The organism is Amycolatopsis azurea DSM 43854 (assembly GCF_001995215.1).
GTDB lineage: Bacteria > Actinomycetota > Actinomycetes > Mycobacteriales > Pseudonocardiaceae > Amycolatopsis > Amycolatopsis azurea.
Window position 1 is genome coordinate 450,024 of sequence record NZ_MUXN01000001.1, and the last position, 22,229, is coordinate 472,252.

Consider the following 22,229-nt stretch of genomic DNA (forward strand, 5'->3'; position numbering starts at 1 on the left):
GGAGGAGATGTCCCCAATGTGGCATTGGGGACATCACGACTCGTAAGGGCTAGACGCCGATCGCGGACGCTGAACCGCCGAACTGTTGCCGCAGTTCGCGTTTGAGCAGTTTCCCGGACGCGTTCTTCGGCAGTTCGCCGACGAAATGCACCGACTTCGGCACCTTGTGCGCGGCCAGCGACTTCTTGGCGAACTCGATCAGCTCCGCTTCCTCGACGGTCTCCTTCGCCACGACCACCGCGGCGATCGCCTCGATACAGCGTTCGTGCGGCAGGCCGACGACGGCGACCTCGGCGACGGCGGGATGCGCGTACAGCGCGTCCTCCATCTCGCGTGACGCGACGAGCACACCGCCGGTGTTGACGACGTCCTTGATCCGGTCGACGACGAACAGGTAGCCCTCTTCGTCCTGGCGCACCAGGTCGCCGGAGTGGAACCAGCCACCGGCGAACGCCTCCACCGACTCCTCGGGCTTGCCCCAATAACCGGTGCACAGCTGGGGCGAGCGGTACACGACCTCCCCGAGTTCGCCCGGCGGGAGGTCGTTCAGCTCGGCGTCCACCACGCGCGTCTCGACGAAAGGAACTGCTTGTCACTGCCGGAATCCGGTCGCGCGTCATGCTCTTCGGGGCGCAGGACTGTCGCAAGTGGACCGATCTCGGACTGCCCGAAGCAGTTGTGGAAACCGACGCCCGGCAACGCGAGCGCAGCCCCCGCAGTACCGGAACCGGCATGATCGACGCGCCGTAGTACGCCTTGGTGAGACCGCGCAGATCCGCGTCCGCGAGGCCGGGATGGTTCGCCAGCCCCACCCAGACGGTCGGCGGGAAGAACAGGGAAGTGACGCCCTGGCGCGGGATCCGCGCGAGGATGTCGCCGAGATCGGGCGCCTCGACGAGATGGTTCGTCGCGCCGACGGCCAGCCCCGGCATGAGGAACACGTGCATCTGCGCCGAGCGGTACAGCGGCAGCGCGTGCAGCGGCACGTCGCGGTCGCTCAGGTCGAGCGCGGCGACGCAGGACGAGTATTCGTGCACCAGCGCGCGATGGGTGAGCATCGACGACGGTTTCGTCCAGCGCCCAGCCGAGAATGTCCGAAGTGGACGTATGATCGGAAGTCACGTGCTCGGCCCCAGCGCGGGGTCGACGAAGGCAGCGGCCGGTTCGGACTGCGTGAGCAAGTACTCGAGTTCTTCGCCGCGCGCGTTGAAGTTCACCGGCACGTGCACCAGTCCGGCCCGCGCGCTCCGCTCCAGGACGCGACCGACGGTGCTGGGGTAGCCGGGAACGGTCATCGCGGCGGTCTCCTTCGTCCGGGCGTGGCGTTCCCACAGTAACCTCGTCGGCATGGCCAATCCCACCGGAGAACAGTTCGAGATCACCCGTGGCAACGCGCGCGCCGTCGTCACCGAGATCGGTGCCGGCTTGCGCGCGTTCGAGGTCGGCGGGGTGCCGTACGTCGAGGCGTTCGCCGAGGACGAGAAGCCGCCGAAGGGTGCCGGGCAGGTGCTGCTGCCCTGGCCGAACCGCACCAAGGGCGGCCAGTGGGTTTACCAGGGGGAGAAGCAGCAACTCGCGATCACCGAAGAGGCACGCGGCAACGCGATCCACGGCCTGACCCGGCACGAGGAGTGGGAGCTGCTGGAGCACGCGGAGTCGTCGATCACCCTGGCCGTCGACGTCCCGGCGCAGGAGGGCTGGCCGGTGCCGCTGCGCGCGACGATCACCTACGAGATCTCGCCGCGCGAGCTGGTCGTCACGCACGAGATCCGCAACGAGGGCGAGAGCCCGATCGGCGTCGGGCTCGGCACGCACCCGTACTTCCGCGTCGGTGACGCGCCCACCGACGAGCTGACCCTGACACTGCCCGCGAGCCGGGTCCGGCCGTACCTCGGCGACGAGCAGATGCCGTACGCCGAGGAACAGGACGTCGAAGGGACCGAGTACGACTTCCGGTCCGGCAAGCTGCTCGAAGGCGTCGACCTCGACACGGCGTTCGGTGGGCTGAGCGTCGCCGAGGACGGCAACCACCACTACGTCCTTTCGCACGGGGAGCGGGAGCTGGTGGTCTGGGCCGGGCCGGACTTCCACTGGGCGCAGGTGTTCACGCCGGACGACCTGGTCGGCCGCGGCCGGGCGGTGGCGATCGAGCCGATGACCTGCCCCGCCGACGCGCTCAACACCGGCACCGACCTGATCGAGCTGGAGCCCGCGTCCTCGTGGACCGGGAGCTGGGGAATCCGGGTGCGCTGATGGCATCACCGTCGCCGCCTCTCCGGCTCGGGCCCGTGGACGCGGGTGAGGTGCTCACGCTGCAGCGCGCGGCGTACGTCCCGGAGGCTCGGGCGCACGAGAACATCGACCTCCCGCCGCTGCTGGAGACCTTCGAACAGACCAAGGAGGCCCTGGGCGATCCCGCGTGTTTCGCCTGGGGCGTCAGGGAATCCGGACGCTTGGTGGCGAGTGTCCGGATCGTCGTGGACGGCGGCGCCGGTCTCGTCGGCAGGCTCATCGTGGCCCCGGACAGACAGGGGCACGGGCTCGGCAGTTCGTTGCTGCTCGCCGCCGAAGCGGCCATGCCGCCGTCGGTGATCGTGTTCCGGCTGTTCACCGGGGAGCGCAGTGCCGGTCCGCTGCGGATGTACCGGAAACTCGGCTACGTCGAGACGCACCGGACGCCCGAGGAGCACTACGAACTCGTCCACTTCGAAAAGCCCCGCGTGCGGACGGGCGGCCCAGTTCGTTAGCGTGTCAAAGTATGTCTGACAAAGCACAGGTCAAGGCCATCGTCGGTGGTTACGTCGTCCCGGTCGACGGTGAACCCATCGACGGTGGCACGGTCCTCATCGAGAACGGAAAGATCGTCGCGGTCGGCACGGATGCCGACGTCGACGTCCCTGACGACGCCGAACTGATCGACGCCGCGGGCAGCTGGGTGCTGCCCGGGTTCATCGATGCGCACGCCCACCTCGGCGTCCACGAGGACGGCGAAGGCTGGTCGGGCAACGACACCAACGAGATGACCGACCCCAACGGCGCGCGGTTCCGGGCGATCGACGGCATCGACCCGTACGAGCCCGGCTTCGACGACGCGCTCGCGGGCGGCGTCACCAGCGTCGTCATCAAACCCGGTTCGGGGAACCCCATCGGCGGGCAGACGATCGGCGTCAAGACCTGGGGCCGGACCGTGCTCGACATGATCTTCGCCGAGGGTGTCAGCGTGAAGAGCGCGCTCGGCGAGAACCCGAAGCGGGTGTACGGCGAGAAGAAGCAGACGCCGTCGACCAGGCTCGGCGTCGCGTCGACCATCCGCGACGCGTTCACCGCCGCGCGCAACTACGCCGCCCAGCGCGACCACGCCGCCGGTGAGGGCAAGCCGTTCGACGTCGACCTGACCAAGGAGACCCTGGCCAAGGTCCTCGACGGCGAGCTGTACTGGGACCAGCACGTCCACCGCGCCGACGACATGGTCACCGCGATCCGGCTGGCCGACGAGTTCGGCTACAAACTGGTGATCAACCACGGCACGGAAGGGCATCTGATCGCGGACCTGCTCGCCGAGCGGGACGTGCCGGTGATCCTCGGCCCGCTGTTCACCACCAAGTCCAAAGTGGAGCTGCGCAACCGCACCCTGCGCGCGCCCGGCATCCTCGCCAGGGCCGGTGTGCGGATCGCGATCACCACGGACCACCCGGTCGTGCCGATCAACTTCCTGGTCTACCAGGCCGCGCTTTCGGTGAAGGACGGCCTCGACCCGGAGACCGCGCTGAAGGCGCTGACCGTCAACCCGGCCGCGATGCTGGGACTCGACGACCAGGTCGGCGCGCTGAAGCCGGGCCTCGACGCCGACGTGGCCATCTGGTCGGGTGATCCGCTGGACGTGATGAACCGGGCGATGCGGGTGTTCGTGCGCGGCCGCGAGGTCTACCACTTCGACGAGGAGACCGGGGTCGGCGTCACCGAGGAGCGCCGTTACCGCGAGGGCTGAGTTCGCTCTTGCCAGGGGCGAGTGACCTGTGCTCTCATGTGTTACATATGGGGAGGGTGTGTAACACATGAAGCGCTGGGTCTTCGTCCTGGTCGTCGGGATCGGGTTCTTGGTCGTCACCTTGCTGTTCTCGCGCGAGGATCCGAATCTCATCAAATGCGGCGGCAGGATCATGTCGCCCGGGGACATCTGCGAGACCACGAAGAACGGCCGCAGCACCGGCGAGGACACCTACGCCGAGATGAAGGCCGCGGCCGAATCGCGGGCCGAGACGTTCCGGAATCACGGTCTCTGGATGGCCGGGGTCGGCGTCGCGCTGACCGGCTTGGGCACGACGATGCTCATTCGCGGAAAGCGACGCAAGGCGCGTGAGCTCGTCGCCGCCGGGCAGAACGCGGGGCCGGGATTCCCGCAGCAGCAGGCATTCCAGCCGCAGGGATACCAGCAGCAGGGATCTCCGCAGCCGCACGTCGCGCAGGCTGTCCCGCAGTACCCGCCGGGACAGCCTGGGCCTCAGTGGCAGCCCGGGCCGTCGCAGCAGTCGTATCCGCCTCAGGCCGGATGGCCGCACCAGCCGCAACAGCCGCCGCCGGGTGGTCCGCCGCAACAGTTCGGGCCGCAGGGGTACTGAGGCAGGCCGCGACCGGACTCGCATGACGTGAAAGCCACTTTCGCAACCTTCAACGTTGCGAAAGTGGCTTTCGCATCATGTGCTCGGCGCGGAGAGTCAGCCCTTCCGGAGTTCTCGCGCGATCACCATGCGCTGGATCTGGTTCGTGCCCTCGAAGATCTGCGGCACCTTCGCCTCCCGCATGTACCGCTCCACCGGGAAGTCCTTGGTGTAGCCGGCGCCGCCGAGGACCTGCACGGCGTCGGTGGTCACCTTCATCGCGCCGTCGGTCGCGACGAGCTTCGCGATCGACGCCTGCCGCTGGAACGGCAGCCCGCGGTCGCGGCGGCGGGCTGCGTCGAGGTACATCGCGCGCGACGTCTCGACGGTGGCGGCCATGTCGGCCAGCAGGAACTCCAGGCCCTGGAACTCGATGATCGGCCGCCCGAACTGCGTGCGGCCCTTCGCGTACTCCAGAGCCTCGTCCAGCGCGGCCTGCGCGAGCCCGACGGCGCAGGCGGCGATGCCCAGCCGTCCGGAGCTGAGCGACGACAGCGCGATCTTCAGTCCCTGGCCCTCCTCACCGATCCGCCGCTCGGCGTCGACGGTGGCGTCTTCGAACATCAGCTGCGCGGTGGTCGACCCGGTGAGACCCATTTTCCGCTCGGGCGGCGCGGCCGAGAGGCCCGGCGTCGCCGCGTCAACGAGCAGGCAGCTGATGCCCTGGCCGCCTTCGTCGCTGGTGCGCACCATGGTCGTGTAGAAGTCGGCCTCACCCGCATGGGTGATCCACGCCTTCGTGCCGTTCACGACGTACCGGTCGCCGTCGAGCCGCGCGCGGGTCGAGAGAGCCGCCGCGTCGGAGCCGGCGTGGGTCTCCGAGAGCGCGTACGCGCCCAGCAGGTCACCCTCCAGCATCCCGGGCAGCCAGCGGTCGCGCTGCTCGTCGGTGCCGTGGTGCGCCAGCGCGAAGCAGGACATCGTGTGCACCGAGAGCCCGACGCCGACCGACATCCACGCGGCCGCGATCTCCTCGAGAACCTGCAGGTAGACCTCGTACGGCAGTTCGCCGCCGCCCCAGCGCTCCGCGTACGGCAGCCCGAGCAGCCCGGCCTGGCCGAGCAGTCTGAACTGTTCGCGCGGGAAGTGCGCGGTCTCTTCGTACTTGCTCGCGATCGGGGTGAGTTCTTCGCGGGCGATCTCCTTGGCCAGATCGATCAGATCCCGGGCCTCGGTGCTGGGCAGCAGACGGTCCGCCGGCATGATTCCTCCGAGCTGAACTGTACTCAAAACAGTACTGTGGGCTGATTCAGCGTACAGTAGATGGCGCTGGGGGTACACCGTCCGCGTAAGGGATAGTGATCCGATGACCGAGAGCAGGACCCCGCGCCGTCAGCCCACCGCGCGCCAGCGAGCACTGCTCTCGGAACTCGAAGCGCTGTTCCTCGCCGAAGGGTTCTCCCAGTTCACGCTGGACGACCTCGCCGCCAGGCTCCACTGCTCGAAGTCGACGCTCTACGCGCTCGCGCCCAGCAAGGAGCAGCTCGCGGTCAAGGTCGTCGCCCACTTTTTCAAGGGCGCGGCCGAGCTCCTGGAGGAGCGGATCGCCGGTATCGACGACGCCCGCAAGGTCCTCGGGGAGTACCTCGCCGGGATCTCCGAATACCTGAATCGCGCCTCGGCCGCATTCATGACCGACATCGCCGAATTCGCGCCGGCGCGGGACGCGTATCAGCTCAACAGCCGTGCCGCCGCCCAGCGGATCCGGTCGTTCATCGACCGCGGCGTCACCGACGGTGTTTTCCGCGAGGTGCACGCGCGGCTGATCGCGGAAATGGCGGGCTTGATCATCGAGGGAATCCAGACCGGCGTGGTCGGTCAGCGGGCCGGGGTGACCGACGCCGAAGCCTTCACCGCTTTGTCGGAACTTCTCCTTGGCGGAATCGCGACAAAAAATGTCCTGAACTGACAATCATGGTGGTGTCACCGCTTTCTCGGCTAGCATCGCGCCCGTGATCGTGGTGGGTGGAGAGGCGCTGGTCGACCTCGTTCCTGGTGAACCGTTGGATTCCACTGTGGACGGTGGGTTGCGCGCGCTGCTGCCCCGGATGGGTGGTGGTCCCTACAACGTCGCGCTCGCCGCCGCGCGGCTCGGCGTCCCGGCGGGCTTCCTCTCGCGCGTCTCGAACGACCGTTTCGGGGTCGCGCTGGTGGACCGGCTGCACGCCTCCGGCGTCGACACCGCCTTGCTGCAGCGGGGAAACGAGCCGACCACGCTCGCCGTCGTCGCGCTCGACGAAAAGGGTTCCGCGCAGTACACCTTCTACACCGAGGGCACCGCGGACAGGCTCGTCGGCGACCCCGGCCCGCTGCCGGAGAATGTGACGGCGCTCTCGCTCGGCACCCTCGGCATGGTCCTGGAGCCGGGCGCGAGCACGTACGAAACCGTGTTGCGCCGCGAATCCGCCCGCGGCGTGCTGACCGTCGTCGACCCGAACATCCGCGCGGCGCTGATCGCCGACCCCGCCGCGTACCGGGCGCGGTTCGAGTCCTGGCTGCCGCACATCCGCCTGCTGAAGATCTCCGACGACGACACGGAATGGCTCGCCGAAGGCGCCGATCCGGTCGACGCGGCAAAGGTCTGGACCTCTAAGGGAGTCGACGCCGTCGTGCTCACCCGGGGCGCACAGGGGTTGTCCGTCATCACACGGGCGGGGGAAATCGCGCAGGTCCCGTCACGCCGAGTCGCCGTCGTCGACACGATCGGCGCGGGGGACACCGTGCAGGGCGCCCTGCTGGCGTGGCTGTACTCGAACGGGGTGCGCGACGTGTCCACTCTCGACGCCGGTGGCTGGCGTACGGCGCTCGAATTCGCGGCGAAAGCGGCGTCGATCACGGTCTCGAGGAGTGGCGCGGAACCGCCGACGGCCGAAGATATGGCTTCCGCCGTGTGAACCTGGTCCCAAAGGGGCTGTTGTGAGCAACTCACCCGCTGCGCGTTGACCCCATTCTCGACTAGCGTGGAGGGGAATTCATACCCCAGCGGGGCGGTGTGCAGCGAGGCCATGGGTCACGCGCGTGAAAGAGGGCGTACCTGTGGAACCTACAGGCGCCGCCGGCCCGTGCTGAACGTGAGAGGGACTTACATGTCCGACGCGACGACGGCTGCGGGGCAGTCCGGCGAGACCGCGACGCTGCGCCTGCCCAATGGCGAGCACGAGTTCAAGGTGATCCACCCGGTGGAGGGTGCGCCTGGGATCGAGCTGGGGAAGCTGCTGGCGACGACCGGGTACATCACCCACGACCCGGGGTTCGTGAACACCGGTGCCGCGTCGTCGGCCATCACCTACATCGACGGTGACGCCGGCATCCTGCGCTACCGCGGGTACCCGATCGAGCAGCTGGCCGAGAAGTCGACCTTCATCGAGGTCTCGTACCTGCTGATCTACGGCGAGCTGCCCACCCAGGCGCAGCTGTCCGAGTTCACCGAGAAGATCCAGCGCCACACCCTGCTGCACGAAGACCTCAAGGCCTTCTTCAGCGGCTTCCCGCGCGACGCGCACCCGATGCCGGTGCTCTCCAGCGCGGTATCGGCGCTGTCGACCTTCTACCAGGACTCGCTCAACCCGTTCGACGAAGCGAACGTGGAGCTGTCCACCATCCGCCTGCTGGCCAAGGTCCCGACCCTGGCCGCGTACGCGTACAAGAAGTCCGTCGGCCAGCCGCTGCTGTACCCGGACAACTCGCTCGGCCTGGTCGAGAACTTCCTGCGGATGACCTTCGGCTTCCCGGCCGAGCCCTACGAGGTCGACCCGGACGTCGCCAAGGCGCTCGACCTGCTGTTCATCCTGCACGCCGACCACGAGCAGAACTGCTCGACCTCGACCGTGCGCCTCGTCGGCTCCTCCGAGGCGAACCTGTTCGCCTCGATCTCGGCCGGCATCAACGCCCTGTTCGGCCCGCTGCACGGTGGCGCCAACAGCGCGGTCCTGGACATGCTCGAGGGCATCCAGGCCGAGGGCGGCGACGTCGCGAACTTCGTCCAGCGGGTGAAGAACAAGGAAAAGGGTGTCCGCCTGATGGGCTTCGGGCACCGGGTCTACAAGAACTACGACCCGCGCGCGAAGATCATCAAGAACACCGCGGACGACATCCTCTCCAAGCTCAAGGGCGGCGACCAGCTGCTCGACATCGCGAAGAAGCTGGAAGAGACCGCGCTCTCGGACGACTACTTCATCGAGCGGAAGCTGTACCCGAACGTCGACTTCTACACCGGTCTGATCTACCGGGCGCTCGGCTTCCCGACGAAGTACTTCACCGTGCTGTTCGCGCTGGGCCGCCTGCCGGGCTGGATCGCGCACTGGCGCGAGATGATCCAGGACCCGGCCACCAAGATCGGCCGCCCGCGGCAGATCTACACCGGCTCCGCCGAGCGGAACTACGCGCCGATCTCGGAGCGCTGAGCCGCCTTCCCGCGAACGCGCTGAAAGGGGCCTTTCGCAGCAGGATCCTGCTGTGAAAGGCCCCTTCGTCTCATCCGGGTGAGTGACGGAAGGTCACCAGGTGCAGACCATTTCCCAGCCCCCTCTTTCCAGGTGGATGTCCGCGCAGGCCTGTAGCTCGCCGCGGTTGCCGTAGTACAGGTTCGTCACCTGATAGCCCTGGCTGTTGGTGAACTTGAACGAACCCGGCACGAAGCCCTTGTCGTAGTAGGGCTTGTACGCCAGCTTGATGGAGTCCCCGTAAGTGGCTTCGTCCCCGACGTTGGCGCCGTTGACGGCGCCCTGGTAGGTCAACCTGCTCTCGCCGTCCCATGCGCATCTGATCAGCGAGATCCGCGCCTGTTTCCCGTTCCCGTTTCCGTACAGGAAATTCCGGCTCGCCTCCGTCTGGCAGTCGTCGGCCGCGGCCGTCCCGGACATCGCGACGGTCAGGCCCACCGCCGAGACGACGGCCAGCAGAACGGACATGGTTTTCGAACGTACGCGCATTCATTTCCCCCTCGTCGAACCTGATGGAGCTGTCCTGCCGACCTTAAGTGCCGGACAGACCCACCGTGGCCGAATCGGCGAACAAGCCCGCCCGAGTAGCGGTCAGCGGGACAGTGACTACGCTCTGGCCTGTGACGAAAGAAGCCCCCGTAGTGCTGTGGTTCCGCCGCGACCTCCGCCTCGGCGACCACGCCGCCCTGCTGGAAGCCTCGAAGCACAGCAAGCACGTCCTCGCGCTGTACGTCCTCGACGACGCGCTCCTCAAGCCCTCCGGTGCCCCGCGCGTCGCGTTCCTGCACGGCTGTCTGAAGGCGCTGGACGACCAGCTCGGCGGACGGCTGATGCTCGTCAAGGGCGACCCGGTCGAAGAGGTCGTCAAGGCCGCCCGCGCGATCGGCGCCGCGGCGGTGCACGTCAGCTCGGACACCGGCCCGTATGGCCGCCGCCGCGACCAAGAGGTCAAGAAGGCGTTGGCGGAACACGACATCGCCTGGACCGAGACCGGTTCCTCGTACGCGATCACCCCCGGCCGGATCACCAAACCGGACGGCGACCCCTATCGCGTGTTCACCCCGTTCTACCGCGCGTGGGTGCGCCACGGCTGGCCGCGTCCCGCGGACACCGGTGCGTCCATAGTGGACTGGGTGGAGCCGCCGCGGTCGGTCAAGCTCCCGAAGTCCCCTTCGCTCAAGGGAATGGAGCTGCCGGAGCCCGGCGAGAAGGCGGCGCTGGACCGCTGGCACGAGTTCCTGGACGGCGACCTCGAGACCTACGACGAGGACCGCGACCGTCCGGATCGTCCCGGTACGACAAGGCTTTCGCCGTATCTGCGCTGGGGCTGCGTCCATCCGCGCACGCTGCTGGCGGACCTCGCCGGGAACGAAGGATCCGGCGCGAAGTCGCTGCGCGGTGAGTTCGCCTGGCGCGAGTTCCACGCCGACGTCCTGTGGCACCGTCCCGAAACCGCGCGCAAGAACTACGATTCCCGCTTCGACGCCATGGAACACGAGAGTGACGACGAGGCTTTCAAGCGGTGGTGCGAAGGACGAACCGGCTTCCCGATCGTCGACGCCGGGATGCGGCAGCTGCTCGCCGAGGGCTGGATGCACAACCGCGTCCGGATGATCGTGGCGAGTTTCCTGGTGAAGGATCTGCACCTGCCCTGGTGGCTCGGCGCGCGGTACTTCATGAACCATCTGGTCGACGGCGATCTCGCGTCGAACCAGCTGAACTGGCAGTGGGTCGCCGGCAGCGGCACCGACGCGGCGCCGTACTTCCGGATCTTCAATCCGACCACGCAGGGGGAGAAGTTCGACCCGTCGGGCGAGTACGTCCGCCGCTACGTCCCCGAACTCCGTTCCGTGCAAGGGAAAGCGGTGCACAAACCGCAGGGCGTCAAGGACTACCCGGCGCCGATGGTCGACCACGCCCACGAACGCCAGGTCGCCCTGGAGCGCTACGCCGCCATCAAAGGGACCTGAACGCGCGTGAAGGCCCCCTTCCCTCGGCTGGTCATTCAAAACCGTGGCAGTGGGAAGGGGGCCTTCACGCGCGAAGCGATCAGCCCTTCAGGGCCTCGGACAGCTTGATCCGGCTGCCCACCCGCAGGACGCTGTTCTGGTAGATCCGCGCGCCCAGCCAGGTGAACAGGGCGATGGCGCCCATGGTCAGGCCCAGCGACAGCGCGATCTCCCAAACCTCGACGGTCCCGGCCGCTATCCGCGCGGGCATCAGCACCGGGGAAAGCAGCGGCACCAGGGAAAGCACCTTGGTCCCGGTGCCCTCCGGTGACTGCGCCAGCAGGTTGAACCCGACGACGAAACCGAGGATCAGCACGATGTTGACCGGCCCGATGACCGACTGGGTGTCCTCCTGCCGGGAGACCAGCGAGCCCATCGCGCCGTAGACGGTGGCGTACAGCAGGAACCCGAGCAGGTACCAGACCACACCCCACAGCAGCGCGCCCGTCGCGACCCCGGACAGCGTCAGCACGTTGGTCGCCGAGGCGACGAGCAACCCGGCGCCGCCGATGATCACCAGCTGCGTCAGCCCGACCAGGCCGAGCCCGATCACCTTGCCCAGCAACAGATGCCACGGCCGGACGGTGGACAGCAGGATCTCGACGACCCGGCTGGACTTCTCCTCGACCACGCCCTGGGCGACCAGCGTCCCGTAGGTCACGATGCTCATGTACAGCAGCACCGCCACGATCAGCCCGATCACCATCCGCTGGGACTTCTCCGGATCCGGCGGCTTGATCGAGTCGACCTCGACCTGCGTCTGCCCGACCGTGCGCATCACCTCGTCGGGGGACTTCTGGGCCTCGGAGAGGATGCCGTTCAGCACTTCCTGCTGGGACACGCCGTTCAGCACGGTGCGCAGCTTGGTGCCCAGTTCGGCCTTGACGAGCACCTTCAGCTCGGTGGCGTTGCCGGACAGCAACGCGTCGAGGTCGCCGTTCTCGACCTGGGTCCGGCCCTGCGCCGGATCGGCGACGGTGACGGTCTCGATCTTCTCGCCGATCGCCGCGCCCGCCTTCTCGAGCTGCTGCGCGATCCCGGCGGTCTGCCCGGTGAGCCCGATCTTGCTCTTGTCCTGGCTGTCGGCCAGCGTGGACTGCAGCAGGACGTAACCCATCAGCATGACCAGCAGGACGGCGGTGCCGATCACGAAGGACCGGGTGCGCAGCCGGGTGTTCAGTTCACGTTTGGCGATGAGCCAGACCGCGCGCCATGAGGAGACGGTGTTCATGCGGAAACTCCCTGTGCGGCGGGCTTCTCGGCGACGGCGTCGCGGAACAGCTCGGTCAGCGAACGCCTGCGCTTGGTGAATTCGGTGACCGGGCCGGTGGCCAGTGCCGCGGCGAGCACGGCCTGGTCGTCGGCTCCAGCTTCGAGTTCGAGGGTCGTCGTCGGGCCGTTCTGCACGACCGACCGGACACCGGGAACGGCCGAAGCCCAGCCAGGGGTGGCGCCGGGCGCGGTGACGACGAGGCCGTTGCCCGCGTCGGCGGTCAGCTCGCCGACGGTGCCGGAAGCGACCATCCGTCCACTTCGGATGATGCCGACCCGGTCACACAGCCGCTCGACCAGATCCAGCTGGTGACTGGAGAACACCACTGGCACACCGGTCGCGGCCTTTTCGCGCAGCACCCCGCTCATCACGTCCACGGCCAGCGGGTCGAGACCGGAGAACGGCTCGTCCAGCACGAGGACACGCGGATCGTGCACCAGCGCGGCCGCGAGCTGCACGCGCTGCTGGTTGCCGAGGCTCAGCTTCTGGACCTCGTCCTTGCGGCGTTCGGTCAGCCCGAGCCGGGCGATCCAGTTCTCGGCGCTGCGGTGGGCGTCGTTGGCCGACATCCCGTGCAGTTCGGCGAGGTAGACCAGCTGCTCCAGCACCTTCATCTTCGGGTACAGGCCGCGTTCCTCCGGCATGTACCCGATATGCGTGCGGGTCTCGTGGGTGATCGGCGCGCCGCCGAGGCGCACCTGGCCGGAGTCGGCCGCCAGCACCCCGAGGACGATCCGCATCGTGGTGGTCTTGCCCGCGCCGTTGCTGCCGACGAACCCGAACAGCTCCCCGGGCTGGACCTCGAAGCTCACCTCGTCCAGCGCGACCTTCGCGCCGTACTTCTTGGAGATCCGGTCGATCTCCAGCTTCCCCTCGCTCATTTCCACTTCCCCTCCTCGAGATACCGCACGAGCGCCGTGATCCCCCGATGGACGCCGGAAACCGTGCGGTTGCGCTGGATCAAGCCGTCCAGCTTGACGTTGCTCACCACCGAAGTGGCCCGGTAAACCAATACGGCCCTCGCCGCGCCGACGAACACCCCGCTCGCCACCAAAGCGACGGCGATCACTCCGATCGACACCTTGTGGCGCCGCTTGTCCCCGGTCATGCCGGAATCCCCTCGTCGACGTCTGCGAAGTCTTCGGGATCGTCGTCCGGCAGCTTCCAGGCGAGCCAGAGCGCCGGCAGCGACGTACCGAAGACGAACAACGCCGCTGTCATCGAAGAAAGCAAGGAGCCGGAATCCGGCTGCCCGGCCGCGTAGAGCCCGTACGCGAGGTCCACCAGCATCAGCAGGCAGATCCCCTGGAACGCCGCGTAGTGCGCGCGGTTGCGCAGCAGCAGTTCGCGCTCGTCGAGGTCCTTCGCCGCCGAGCCGGGTCTGCCGACGGAGCGGCGCAACACGGCCGCGGCGCCGACGCACAGGCACAACCCGGGGCCCATCATGCCGACGGCGAACCACAACGTCGGCTCGCGCAGCAACGCGGCTCCGGCGATGACCACGAGGTGGCCGATCACCGCGGCGACGGCGAGCCGCCGCCGGTCCGAGCGGGTCCTGGTGACGGTCATGCCGGAATCTCCTCGTCGAAATCTTCCGGATCGTCGTCCGGCAGCGACCAGCCCAGGATGACACCGGAGAACGTGGTGCCGGCGACCAGCAGCGCGCAGCCCATCATCGCGCCGCGCGCGCCGCCGTCCTCGGTGCCGGAGACGATCAGGCCGTAGAACACCCCGATGATCATCAGTGCGACCAGGAGCTGGTAGCTGATGAACGTGGCTCGGTGGCGCCATTCCCGCTCGCGCTCGTCGAGCCGGGCGGAGAACCCGTTGCTCATCTTGCCGGTCAGGATCCGCAACAGGTAGTGCGCGCCGCCCGCCACGATGCTGCCGCCGAACCAGCACACGAAGAAGACCACTTCGGGCGCCCTGTGGAACAGGGCGGCGCCGGTGATCAGGACCAGGTTGCCCGCCACCACGAACACGCTCAACGTCCGCCGCCGTTTCCTCGTGCGCCAGGTCGGGAGCCGGAGAGCGCGTTTGCGTTCCAGCTCTTCCCAACGCTCCTGCTGGCGCTCCCAGTACGTCGCGAGACGGCCTCGCCCTTCGCTCATGTTCCCCCCTCCCGGTAGACCTGAGTGGACAGTGGCGTGAACGGTTCGCGGCTGAACACGGCCTCGACCGGGAGGTCGAACACCGCGCAGATGCGAAACGCCAGGTCGAGGCTCGGGTAGTGGTCGCCCCGTTCGAGCGCGCCGATGGTCTGCGGGTTGACCTCGACCGCCGTCGCGAGGGCGGCCCTGCTCAGTCCGCGCTCGGCCCGGAGCACGGGAAGCCGGTTGTAGATCGGCAGCTCTTTGCCGCGTCTGACCGGGCTCATAGAACATACTGTTGCAAAAACCCAACGACTCGTCAAGTTGAGGGCGCGCTTCACCGCATCCAGAGGACTAAATCCACCGGTGTGGCTGGCGGTCGAGTGTGGAGGATTCGGGACGTTGAACGTCCTGAATCCTCCACGGACGGGCCCTGTTTCGTCTTGCCGCCGAGTGGAGCTTGTGCTGGATGGCGGTGTGGTCGACGGGGGAAGATTCCGGCCGTCCAACGTCCGGAATCTTCCCCCGTCAGGGTGGCTGCCACGGGGCATGACAGACACGACCTTGATCAACGGAAGATCGGGGACGTTGAGTGTCCCGGATCTTCCGTTGATCAAGATCTGCGACCGGATGTACTCGCGCAACCACCACCTCGCGCAGGTCAGGCATCGGTAAGCAAATACCGGTTCTCCTTCGCTACCTTCAGGGTAGGCAAGGAGGCCTTCACGGACCTCGTGGCGAGATGCCGGAGGTCGAGCATGTCGCGAAAGCCACTTTCGCGACGTCTGGTGTCCCGAAAGTGGCTTTCGCGACATCCGGCGACGGGGTCGGGCGGGCGCGCTTCACCGCATCCAGAGGACTAAACGCGCTCAGGCGAGGCCGGCGAGCGACTTGTCGACGAGCTCCTGGACGCGGGCGCGGGCGGCCTCCGCCTCGGGGACGACCAGGCCGAGCCGGGTGCGGCGCTCCAGGACGTCCTCGACGTCGAGCGCGCCCTCGTGCCGCACGGCCCAGACGACTTCGGCCGCGCTGATCTCGGTTCCGCCGAACAGCGGCAGCCCCAGTTCCGGATCGACCTCGCCGAGCGCGGCGACCCGCGGCGCCTCGGTGCCGTACTTCGCGACCAGCCGGGCCGGAGCATCCACAGTGGACAGACGGTGGCGTGGGGGCGCGCCGAGCAAGGGGAGCCGGGACGTGGTCGACGGCCCGGCGTGGAGCCCGGACCGCGTCAGCGCCGCGTCGACGGCGTCCTCGGCCATCTTCCGGTACGTCGTCAGCTTGCCGCCGACGATGGTGAGCACACCGTCGGCGCCGGTCACCACCGCGTGCTTGCGCGAAAGGTCCGCGCTGCGTCCGCCGCCGCCTTCGACCAGCGGCCGCAGCCCGGCGAACGAGCCCGCGACGTCGGCGCGGGTCAGTGGGCGGGTGAACGCCTTCGACGCCACGTCGAGCAGGAAGTCCACATCGGACTCCGGCACGGACGGCACGCGCGGGACCGGGCCGTCGGTCGGTTCGTCGGTGACGCCGACGAACACTCGGCCGTCGGGTTGCGGCAGCAGGAAGACGAACCGGTTGTTCTCGCCGGGGACGGGCACGTTGACCGACGTCGCGCCGATCCGTGCCGCCCCCGAAGCCAGGATGAGATGGGAACCGCGGGACGGCCGCAGCCGCACCGATTCCGCCAGCTCGCCCGCCCAGACGCCCGTCGCGTTGATCACCTGACGGGCACGGATCTCGATCTCCTGCCCGGTGAGCCGGTCCCGCGCCAGCACCGAATCCGCGTCGAGCCGGAGGGCTTCGACCCGCGTGAGGATCTTCGCGCCGCGTGACGCCGCCGTGCGCGCCAGGCTCACCACGAGCCGCGCGTCGTCGGTCAGCGCGCCGTCGTAGGCCAGCAGCGCGCCGCGCAGGCCTTGGGGCGACAGGCCGGGCGCGAGCGCCAGCGCCTCCGCGGCCGGGATCGACCTGGGCCTGGGCAGCACGGCCGCCGGGGTCCTGGCCGCGCGGCGGAGCCCGTCACCGGCGACGAGGCCGGTCATGATGAACGCCTGCTGACCACGGGAGGTCTCGGGGTACAGCGGGAACAGCTGCGGGATCGCCCTGGTGAGGTGCGGGGCGGTGCGGGTCATCAGGATCCCGCGTTCGACGGCGCTTTCGTGCGCCAGCGCCACATCGCCCTTGGCGAGGTAGCGGAGCCCGCCGTGGACCAGCTTGCTCGACCAGCGCGACGTCCCGTACGCCAGGTCGTACGCCTCGATCAGCGCCACCGAGAGCCCGCGCGCGGCCGCGTCCAGCGCGATTCCCGCGCCGGTGACACCGCCGCCGACCACGACCAGGTCGACCCGCTCGCCGCCGGCCAGCGACGCGAGCTCGCGCTCACGTCGCAGAGCGTTGAGCGAGCCGGGCGTCACGGTCGCAACGCCGCGTCGAGCACCTGGGCGAACTCCGTCATCAACGCCTTCTCGTTCACGTCCGCGGTGGCGGGGCGGAACGAGAACGTGAAGGACTGGATGAGCAGCAGCAGGGTGCGCGCCTGTGAAGGCAGGTCGCCCTTGCGGATCGAGCCGTCCTCGTGGCCGCCCTGCAGCAGGTGCAGGATCACGCCCTCGGCGAAGCGCTGGGTCTTCCCGAGCCGCTCGACGATGTAGGGCAGGACCAGTTCGGGGTCGAGGTCCAGCAGCGTGCGGAACAGCGGGTCGCCCGACAGCGCGACGACGGCGGCGACGGAACTCTGGACGAGCTTCTCGCGGAAGTGGGCCGGTTCGACCTCGGGTTCGGCCGCGCCTTGCAGCAGACCGCCGAATTCACGGGTCATGAGGGTCGCGAGCACACTGCGCACATCCGGGAAACGGCGATAGACGGTCATCCGGCTGACCTTCGCCGTCCGCGCTATCTCGGCGAGCGTGGTCCGGCGCACGCCGACGGCGAGCACGCACTTCTTCGCCGCGTCGAGCAGAACGTCGTCGGACACGCGTGTCGAGGCCTGGCGGGATCGGGTATCCGCCAGTGCCGAAACGCCTGTTTCCGCAGGTGAGTGACGTTTTACGTCCATATGTAACACTGTAGTCGTGACCGAGCTTATTGACCACCGGTTAAGACGATCCTGGACGCCCGAGGCGGGTGACGCGGCCCACCTTCCGGCGAAGGCCCTGCGGTGGCTCGTCCAGCGTATCGGCCCGCTGGGCTCCGCGGCGCCCTTCGCACCCGATTCGGCGCTGTCCGTTCCCGAACCGCTGCTGGGCGAACAGCCGAAGCGAGACCTCGAGGAGCTCGTCGGCGCCGGACACGTTCTGGTGACGCCGGGGGAGCGGCTCGCGCGGGCGAGCGGGCTGTCCTATCTGGACTTGGTACGGCGCCGCGGGTTCGGTGATTTTCCGGTACCGGACGCCGTCGTCCTGCCGGGGAATCCCGACGAAGTCCAGTCGGTGCTGGAAATCTGCGCCCGGCACGACGTCGGCGTCGTCCCGTTCGGCGGCGGGACGTCGGTGGTCGGCGGGGTCGCGGCGCTGCGCGGGGACAAGAGCGCGGTGATCGCGCTCGACCTCACCAGGCTCGGCGAACTGGTCTCCGTCGACCCCGTCTCGCGGATCGCGGTCCTGCAGGCGGGGGTCACCGGCCCGGAGGCCGACCGGCTGCTCGCCGGGCACGGCTTCACCCTCGGGCACGTGCCCCAGTCCTACGAACGCGCCACGATCGGAGGGTTCGCCGCGACCCGGTCCGCCGGTCAGGCCTCGTCGGGTTACGGCCGGTTCGAGGACATGGTCAAGGGCGTCCGGCTCGCGACCCCGCGCGGTGAGTGGAAACTCGGCGTCGCGCCCGCGTCGGCCGCGGGACCCGACCTGCGCCACCTCGCCGTCGGCAGTGAGGGCGCGCTCGGTGTGATCACCGAGGTCGCCCTCCGCGTCCGCCCGGTGCCGGAGGTCCGCCGTTACGAGGGCTACGTCCTCGACGGCTGGGAAAACGGCACCGCGGCGATCCGCGAGCTCGCCCAGCGGCACGTGCTCGCCGACGTCACGCGACTGTCCGATGTGGACGAGAGCGAGGTTTCGCTGGCACTCAACGACAACTGGAAGACCAAGGCGCTGCGCCGGTATCTCAAGGCACGCGGGGTCCAAGCGCCTTGCCTGCTGATCGTCGGCTGGGAAGGCGCGTCGAAACACGAGGTCTCCCGGCGCCGTAAGGAAACGACCCGAGTGCTGGAGCCGTACGGCGCCGTCCGCATCGGCGCCGCGCTCGGCGAATCCTGGCGCCGCGGCCGGTTCTCCGGGCCCCGGCAGCGGGACGCGTTGATGGACAACGGCGTCTGCGTCGAAACCCTGGAAACCGCCGCGTACTGGGCGGAACTGAGCGACCTGCGCGACGCCGTCCGCGCCGCGCTCACCGCCACCCTCGGCAGGGCCGTCATCATGTGCCACGTTTCGCACGCCTACGAAACGGGCGCGTCGCTGTACTTCACCGTGCTCACCGCGCGCGACGAGGCCGACCCGATCGGCCAGTGGCAGCGCGCGAAGGCGGCGGCGTCGGAGGCGATCACCGGGATCGGCACCATCTCGCACCACCACGCCATCGGCGCCGATCACGCGCGCTATCTGCCGTCGGAGATCGGCGAGATCGGCGTCGAAGTGTTGCGGGCGGCGAAAAAGGTCGTCGATCCGGCCGGGATCCTCAATCCCGGGAAGCTTCTCTGACCAGTGTCCCGGCTTCGACCAGCGTGCAGTCCAGGCCGTGCGTCTCGGCGGGGATCCCTTGCAGCGCCGCGGCCCGGCGCTGTTCGAGGTCGGCGACGCGGATGTGCCTGCCGTCCACCAGGATCGGCAGACGGATGTCCGCGGCGCCGACGTAGGCCACCACGTCGTCGAGCACGGTGCCGTCGTCGAGGGTGATGGCCGGGGCGGTCAGCCGCACCAGGCGGTAGCGCTGCCCGTTGCCCTCGCATTCGTTGAGCACGGCGAGCTGGTCGGGGGTCGCGAACCAGACGGCGTGCTCCTCGACGACCCCCGGGGCGGAGGCGAGCGTGGCAGGCCGCTGCCCGTCCCGGAACCGCAGGCCGGACGCCCAGACCGCGGCCAGGTCGGTGCAGCGCGCATGGCAGACGACGACAGGGCCCCGCAGGCCCATGTTCTCCCGCAGCCAGGTGATCTTCGACGGGCACGCGTTCGAGCCGTAGGCGAGCACGGCCTGGCGTTCGCGCCAGCCTTCCGGCGCAGTGTCGAGACTGTGCCCGGCGCCGTCGAAGTGGACGAACGAATGGCCCGGCCGCGCTCCCGGGTACGGGTCGGCGGGGAAGTCGGCGTCGGTGAAGAGTTTCACCACGTCACCACACTGCGGAGGACGTCCCCGTCGTGCATGCGCCCGAAGGCCTGCTCGACGCCGTCGAGGGCGATCCGCTCGGTGACGAATTTGTCGAGCGGGAGCCTGCCCTGGAGGTAGAGGTCGATCAGCATCGGGAAATCGCGTGAGGGCAGGCAATCGCCGTACCACGAGGACTTCAGCGAGCCGCCGCGCGCGAAGAAGTCGATCAGCGGCAGCTCCAGCCGCATGTCCGGGGTCGGGACGCCGACGAGCACGACCGTGCCCGCCAGATCGCGGCCGTAGAACGCCTGCCGCCACGTTTCGGGCCTGCCGACCGCGTCGATGACGACGTCCGCGCCGAACGAATCGGTGAACTCCTGGATCGCCTCGACGACCTGGTCTTCGCTCAGCCCCTTGCTGTTCAGTGTGTGGGTGGCGCCGAAGTCCTTGGCCCAGGCGAGTTTCCGGTCGTCGGTGTCGATGGCGACGATGGTCTTCGCGCCGGCCAGGTTCGCACCGGCGATGGCCGCGTCACCGACGCCGCCGCAGCCGATGACCGCGACGGAATCGCCGCGGCTCACCGCGCCGGTGTTCAGCGCCGCGCCGAGCCCGGCCATCACCCCGCAGCCGAGCAGCCCGGCGACGGCGGGTTCGGCGGCGGGGTCGACCTTCGTGCACTGTCCACTGTGGACGAGCGTATTTTCGAGGAACGCCCCGACGCCGAGCGCCGGGGACAGGGCGGTGCCGTCGGCCAGCGTCATCGGCCGGGCGGCGTTGAACGTCGAGAAGCAGTACCAGGGCCTGCCCCGGCGACAGGCCCGGCAGGTGCCGCAGACCGCGCGCCAGTTCAGGATCACGTAGTCGCCCGGTTCCAGATCCGTGACCCCGTCGCCGACCGCCGCCACGAATCCCGCGGCCTCGTGGCCGAGCAGGAACGGGAACGCGTCGTTGATCCCGCCCTCGCGGTAGTGGAGATCCGTATGGCAGACGCCGCATGCCTTGACCGAGACGACGGCCTCGCCGGGCCCGGGATCGGGCACCGTCACGGACTCCAGTGAGACCGGTTCACCCTTGGCGCGGGAAACGACGCCCTGGACCTCGTACGGCATACCCACCTCCGAGTAGTCGACTCCGTAGCTTGCCACGGAATCCACTCCGGCCGCGAGATCCGCTCGGGTGGGGAAACGATTCAGTTGGGGGTGATGATGTACGCGACCCCGCCCGGGCCGCTGGAGACCCCGCCGGTGGTGTTGTACCGCTTGGTGCGCTGCCAGATCGTCTCGAACTGGTGTCGTTTGTAGACGTTCCGGACCCGGTCGTTGCTGCTGGCGGCCGGGTCGTTCGCGATCACGTCACCGTCCTTCGTGAAGCCGACGACGACCATGATGTGCCCGGCGGTGCCGTAGCCCGCGCCGTCGAGTTCCTCGGCCTTGAACGACTGCGACGTGATCACCGGGATGCCGCGCGCGATGTACTTCTCGAGTTCGTTCAAGGAGTGCAAACGGGTGATGTGCCCACGCAGTCCGAGTGAAGCGGCGTACGCGGTGTTGAACGGCCAGTTGCCGGTTCCGTCGTAGGCGTAGTCGAACGTGTAGCGGGCCGCGTACGCGACGGTCGGATCGACGTAACCCTCCGGAATCCACGCCATGTCCTCGGGCTTGGGCCGTTTGCCCCAGTACTCGGCCACCATTTCGGTGGAAGTCGGGCTGCACCAGTTCTCGCCGCCGCCCCCGTACTCCGGGAACTGTCCTTTGTGGAGGTTCTGGGCGTACGCGGGAACCTTGAGTTCGATCCCGGTGGCGCGGCCCGGTTTCGTCGCCTTGACCTCGAACCGGTCCGGGACCAGCGACGTCATGGCGCCGGCCGACGTCACCGACGGTGTGACGCGGGAACCGGCTTCGCGGTACAGGCTCACCCGAAGCTGATACGACCGGAGCGCGACACCCGCCTTCATCACCAGCGTGTCGACGTCGACCGCGGCGTTGGCGTCGCTCTGGCCGTCGACGCTGGTGCGCTTGATGTCGGCGTCTCCGCTGGCCCAGCGGCCCATGACGTACCAGGCTGTTTCGGTGCCCGACGAAGTACGGCCCTTCGCCTCGACCTTGATCCAGGTCTTGGCCGGTGTCTTCGCGTTCCACGACGCGACCAGCTGGGAGGCGTCGAAGCCCTGCGTGTGGCTCCTCGACGTCCATTGGCCGTATTCGTAGGTCTTCGTGGTGCCGAGCACGGGTTCGGTGTGCTCGATGGTGCCGATCGGGCGATCGATGCGCAGCGCGCCGTGATCGAGGCCGAGCCCCTCCAGCCTGCCGTCACGGAAACCGTGGTGACCGGACCATTCGTGGTAGTCGATCGACTCGTCGTCGCCACGGCCGGGGCCCGCCTCCGCCGTCTGTGCCGTCACCGCTGTCAGCGTAGCGATCGTCAGCAGCGTGACCAGGCCTCGTATGCGCATCGCGGCTCCATCC

At 68.6% G+C, this 22,229-nt stretch carries 23 protein-coding genes and 1 pseudogene; 10 read left to right on the forward strand and 14 right to left on the reverse strand.

Annotated features, from left to right (window positions below; translation table 11 throughout):
- Positions 1-49: 49 nt before the first annotated feature.
- A pseudogene (locus B0293_RS44620) lies at positions 50-1,244 on the reverse strand (AMP-binding protein); the annotation flags it as partial.
- Between the two features lie 103 nt (positions 1,245-1,347).
- Between B0293_RS44620 and B0293_RS02200 the strand changes: the two are divergent.
- The 4 genes from B0293_RS02200 (at position 1,348) to B0293_RS02215 (ending at position 4,619) form a co-directional block, all read left to right on the forward strand.
- Positions 1,348-2,253, forward strand: a complete 906-nt coding sequence (locus B0293_RS02200; protein ID WP_005156016.1) for an aldose 1-epimerase family protein — start codon at positions 1,348-1,350, stop codon at positions 2,251-2,253.
- Positions 2,253-2,747 (forward strand): GNAT family N-acetyltransferase, encoded by a 495-nt coding sequence (locus tag B0293_RS02205; protein WP_039917590.1) that lies wholly within the window; start codon positions 2,253-2,255, stop codon positions 2,745-2,747. The genes B0293_RS02200 and B0293_RS02205 overlap by 1 nt, the downstream gene beginning before the upstream one ends.
- An 11-nt stretch (positions 2,748-2,758) precedes the next feature.
- Positions 2,759-3,988 carry an amidohydrolase gene (locus B0293_RS02210; protein WP_005156014.1) on the forward strand — a complete coding sequence of 410 codons (1,230 nt, stop codon included), beginning with the start codon at positions 2,759-2,761 and terminating at the stop codon, positions 3,986-3,988.
- A 67-nt stretch (positions 3,989-4,055) separates the two neighbouring features.
- On the forward strand, positions 4,056-4,619 hold the full coding sequence (locus tag B0293_RS02215) for a hypothetical protein (protein WP_005156013.1): 564 nt from the start codon (positions 4,056-4,058) through the stop codon (positions 4,617-4,619).
- A 96-nt stretch (positions 4,620-4,715) separates the two neighbouring features.
- Here the strand turns inward: B0293_RS02215 and B0293_RS02220 are convergent, their stop codons facing one another.
- The gene (locus B0293_RS02220) at positions 4,716-5,861 is read right to left on the reverse strand and encodes an acyl-CoA dehydrogenase family protein (protein WP_005156012.1); all 1,146 of its coding nucleotides are present in this window, start codon (positions 5,859-5,861) and stop codon (positions 4,716-4,718) included.
- A 103-nt stretch (positions 5,862-5,964) separates the two neighbouring features.
- On the opposite strand from B0293_RS02220, the gene B0293_RS02225 reads away from it, so the two are divergent.
- The 3 genes from B0293_RS02225 (at position 5,965) to B0293_RS02235 (ending at position 9,061) form a co-directional block, all read left to right on the forward strand.
- Positions 5,965-6,567, forward strand: a complete 603-nt coding sequence (locus B0293_RS02225) for a TetR/AcrR family transcriptional regulator (RefSeq protein ID WP_005156011.1) — start codon at positions 5,965-5,967, stop codon at positions 6,565-6,567.
- A gap of 43 nt (positions 6,568-6,610) precedes the next feature.
- Complete coding sequence (locus tag B0293_RS02230) at positions 6,611-7,552, forward strand: carbohydrate kinase family protein (protein ID WP_005156009.1); 942 nt, start codon at positions 6,611-6,613, stop codon at positions 7,550-7,552.
- Between the two features lie 192 nt (positions 7,553-7,744).
- Positions 7,745-9,061, forward strand: coding sequence for a citrate synthase (locus B0293_RS02235; protein ID WP_005156008.1), 1,317 nt, complete (start codon positions 7,745-7,747; stop codon positions 9,059-9,061).
- A 93-nt stretch (positions 9,062-9,154) separates the two neighbouring features.
- Here B0293_RS02235 and B0293_RS02240 read toward each other — a convergent pair whose 3' ends face one another.
- Positions 9,155-9,568, reverse strand: a complete 414-nt coding sequence (locus B0293_RS02240; protein WP_005156007.1) for a hypothetical protein — start codon at positions 9,566-9,568, stop codon at positions 9,155-9,157.
- Between the two features lie 152 nt (positions 9,569-9,720).
- Here B0293_RS02240 and B0293_RS02245 point away from each other — a divergent pair, with 152 nt between their 5' ends.
- The gene (locus B0293_RS02245; protein WP_039917517.1) at positions 9,721-11,070 is read left to right on the forward strand and encodes a cryptochrome/photolyase family protein; all 1,350 of its coding nucleotides are present in this window, start codon (positions 9,721-9,723) and stop codon (positions 11,068-11,070) included.
- Between the two features lie 79 nt (positions 11,071-11,149).
- Here B0293_RS02245 and B0293_RS02250 read toward each other — a convergent pair whose 3' ends face one another.
- The 6 genes from B0293_RS02250 to B0293_RS02275 are packed head-to-tail and all read right to left on the reverse strand — an operon-like array spanning position 11,150 to position 14,759.
- On the reverse strand, positions 11,150-12,340 hold the full coding sequence (locus tag B0293_RS02250; RefSeq protein ID WP_005156005.1) for an ABC transporter permease: 1,191 nt from the start codon (positions 12,338-12,340) through the stop codon (positions 11,150-11,152).
- Complete coding sequence (locus B0293_RS02255; RefSeq protein WP_039917514.1) at positions 12,337-13,263, reverse strand: ABC transporter ATP-binding protein; 927 nt, start codon at positions 13,261-13,263, stop codon at positions 12,337-12,339. Before B0293_RS02255 ends, B0293_RS02250 begins: the two co-directional genes overlap by 4 nt.
- Entirely contained in the window at positions 13,260-13,490 is a 231-nt protein-coding gene (locus B0293_RS02260; RefSeq protein ID WP_005156003.1) for a hypothetical protein, read from the reverse strand. Before B0293_RS02260 ends, B0293_RS02255 begins: the two co-directional genes overlap by 4 nt.
- The gene (locus B0293_RS02265; RefSeq protein WP_005155996.1) at positions 13,487-13,951 is read right to left on the reverse strand and encodes a hypothetical protein; all 465 of its coding nucleotides are present in this window, start codon (positions 13,949-13,951) and stop codon (positions 13,487-13,489) included. The genes B0293_RS02260 and B0293_RS02265 overlap by 4 nt, the downstream gene beginning before the upstream one ends.
- Positions 13,948-14,493 carry a hypothetical protein gene (locus B0293_RS02270; RefSeq protein WP_005155995.1) on the reverse strand — a complete coding sequence of 182 codons (546 nt, stop codon included), beginning with the start codon at positions 14,491-14,493 and terminating at the stop codon, positions 13,948-13,950. The genes B0293_RS02265 and B0293_RS02270 overlap by 4 nt, the downstream gene beginning before the upstream one ends.
- Positions 14,490-14,759, reverse strand: coding sequence for a helix-turn-helix transcriptional regulator (locus tag B0293_RS02275; protein ID WP_005155992.1), 270 nt, complete (start codon positions 14,757-14,759; stop codon positions 14,490-14,492). Before B0293_RS02275 ends, B0293_RS02270 begins: the two co-directional genes overlap by 4 nt.
- A 262-nt stretch (positions 14,760-15,021) precedes the next feature.
- Between B0293_RS02275 and B0293_RS44625 the strand changes: the two genes are divergently transcribed.
- Complete coding sequence (locus B0293_RS44625) at positions 15,022-15,147, forward strand: hypothetical protein (RefSeq protein ID WP_005155990.1); 126 nt, start codon at positions 15,022-15,024, stop codon at positions 15,145-15,147.
- 194 nt (positions 15,148-15,341) lie between these two features.
- Here B0293_RS44625 and B0293_RS02280 read toward each other — a convergent pair whose 3' ends face one another.
- Together B0293_RS02280 and B0293_RS02285 are read right to left on the reverse strand one after the other, a co-directional pair.
- Entirely contained in the window at positions 15,342-16,883 is a 1,542-nt protein-coding gene (locus tag B0293_RS02280; protein ID WP_005155988.1) for a glycerol-3-phosphate dehydrogenase/oxidase, read from the reverse strand.
- Positions 16,880-17,443, reverse strand: coding sequence for a TetR/AcrR family transcriptional regulator (locus B0293_RS02285; protein WP_005155985.1), 564 nt, complete (start codon positions 17,441-17,443; stop codon positions 16,880-16,882). The genes B0293_RS02280 and B0293_RS02285 overlap by 4 nt, the downstream gene beginning before the upstream one ends.
- A 97-nt stretch (positions 17,444-17,540) precedes the next feature.
- On the opposite strand from B0293_RS02285, the gene B0293_RS02290 reads away from it, so the two are divergent.
- Positions 17,541-19,160: an FAD-binding oxidoreductase gene (locus tag B0293_RS02290; protein ID WP_005155980.1), complete on the forward strand. Its 1,620-nt coding sequence runs from the start codon at positions 17,541-17,543 to the stop codon at positions 19,158-19,160.
- Here the strand turns inward: B0293_RS02290 and B0293_RS02295 are convergent.
- The 3 genes from B0293_RS02295 to B0293_RS02305 form a co-directional block, all read right to left on the reverse strand.
- Positions 19,138-19,785, reverse strand: coding sequence for a hypothetical protein (locus tag B0293_RS02295; protein WP_039917510.1), 648 nt, complete (start codon positions 19,783-19,785; stop codon positions 19,138-19,140). The genes B0293_RS02290 and B0293_RS02295 overlap by 23 nt on opposite strands.
- The gene (locus B0293_RS02300; protein ID WP_039917507.1) at positions 19,779-20,873 is read right to left on the reverse strand and encodes an S-(hydroxymethyl)mycothiol dehydrogenase; all 1,095 of its coding nucleotides are present in this window, start codon (positions 20,871-20,873) and stop codon (positions 19,779-19,781) included. Before B0293_RS02300 ends, B0293_RS02295 begins: the two co-directional genes overlap by 7 nt.
- A gap of 80 nt (positions 20,874-20,953) precedes the next feature.
- Positions 20,954-22,216 (reverse strand): C39 family peptidase, encoded by a 1,263-nt coding sequence (locus tag B0293_RS02305; RefSeq protein WP_005155975.1) that lies wholly within the window; start codon positions 22,214-22,216, stop codon positions 20,954-20,956.
- Positions 22,217-22,229 lie beyond the last annotated feature (13 nt).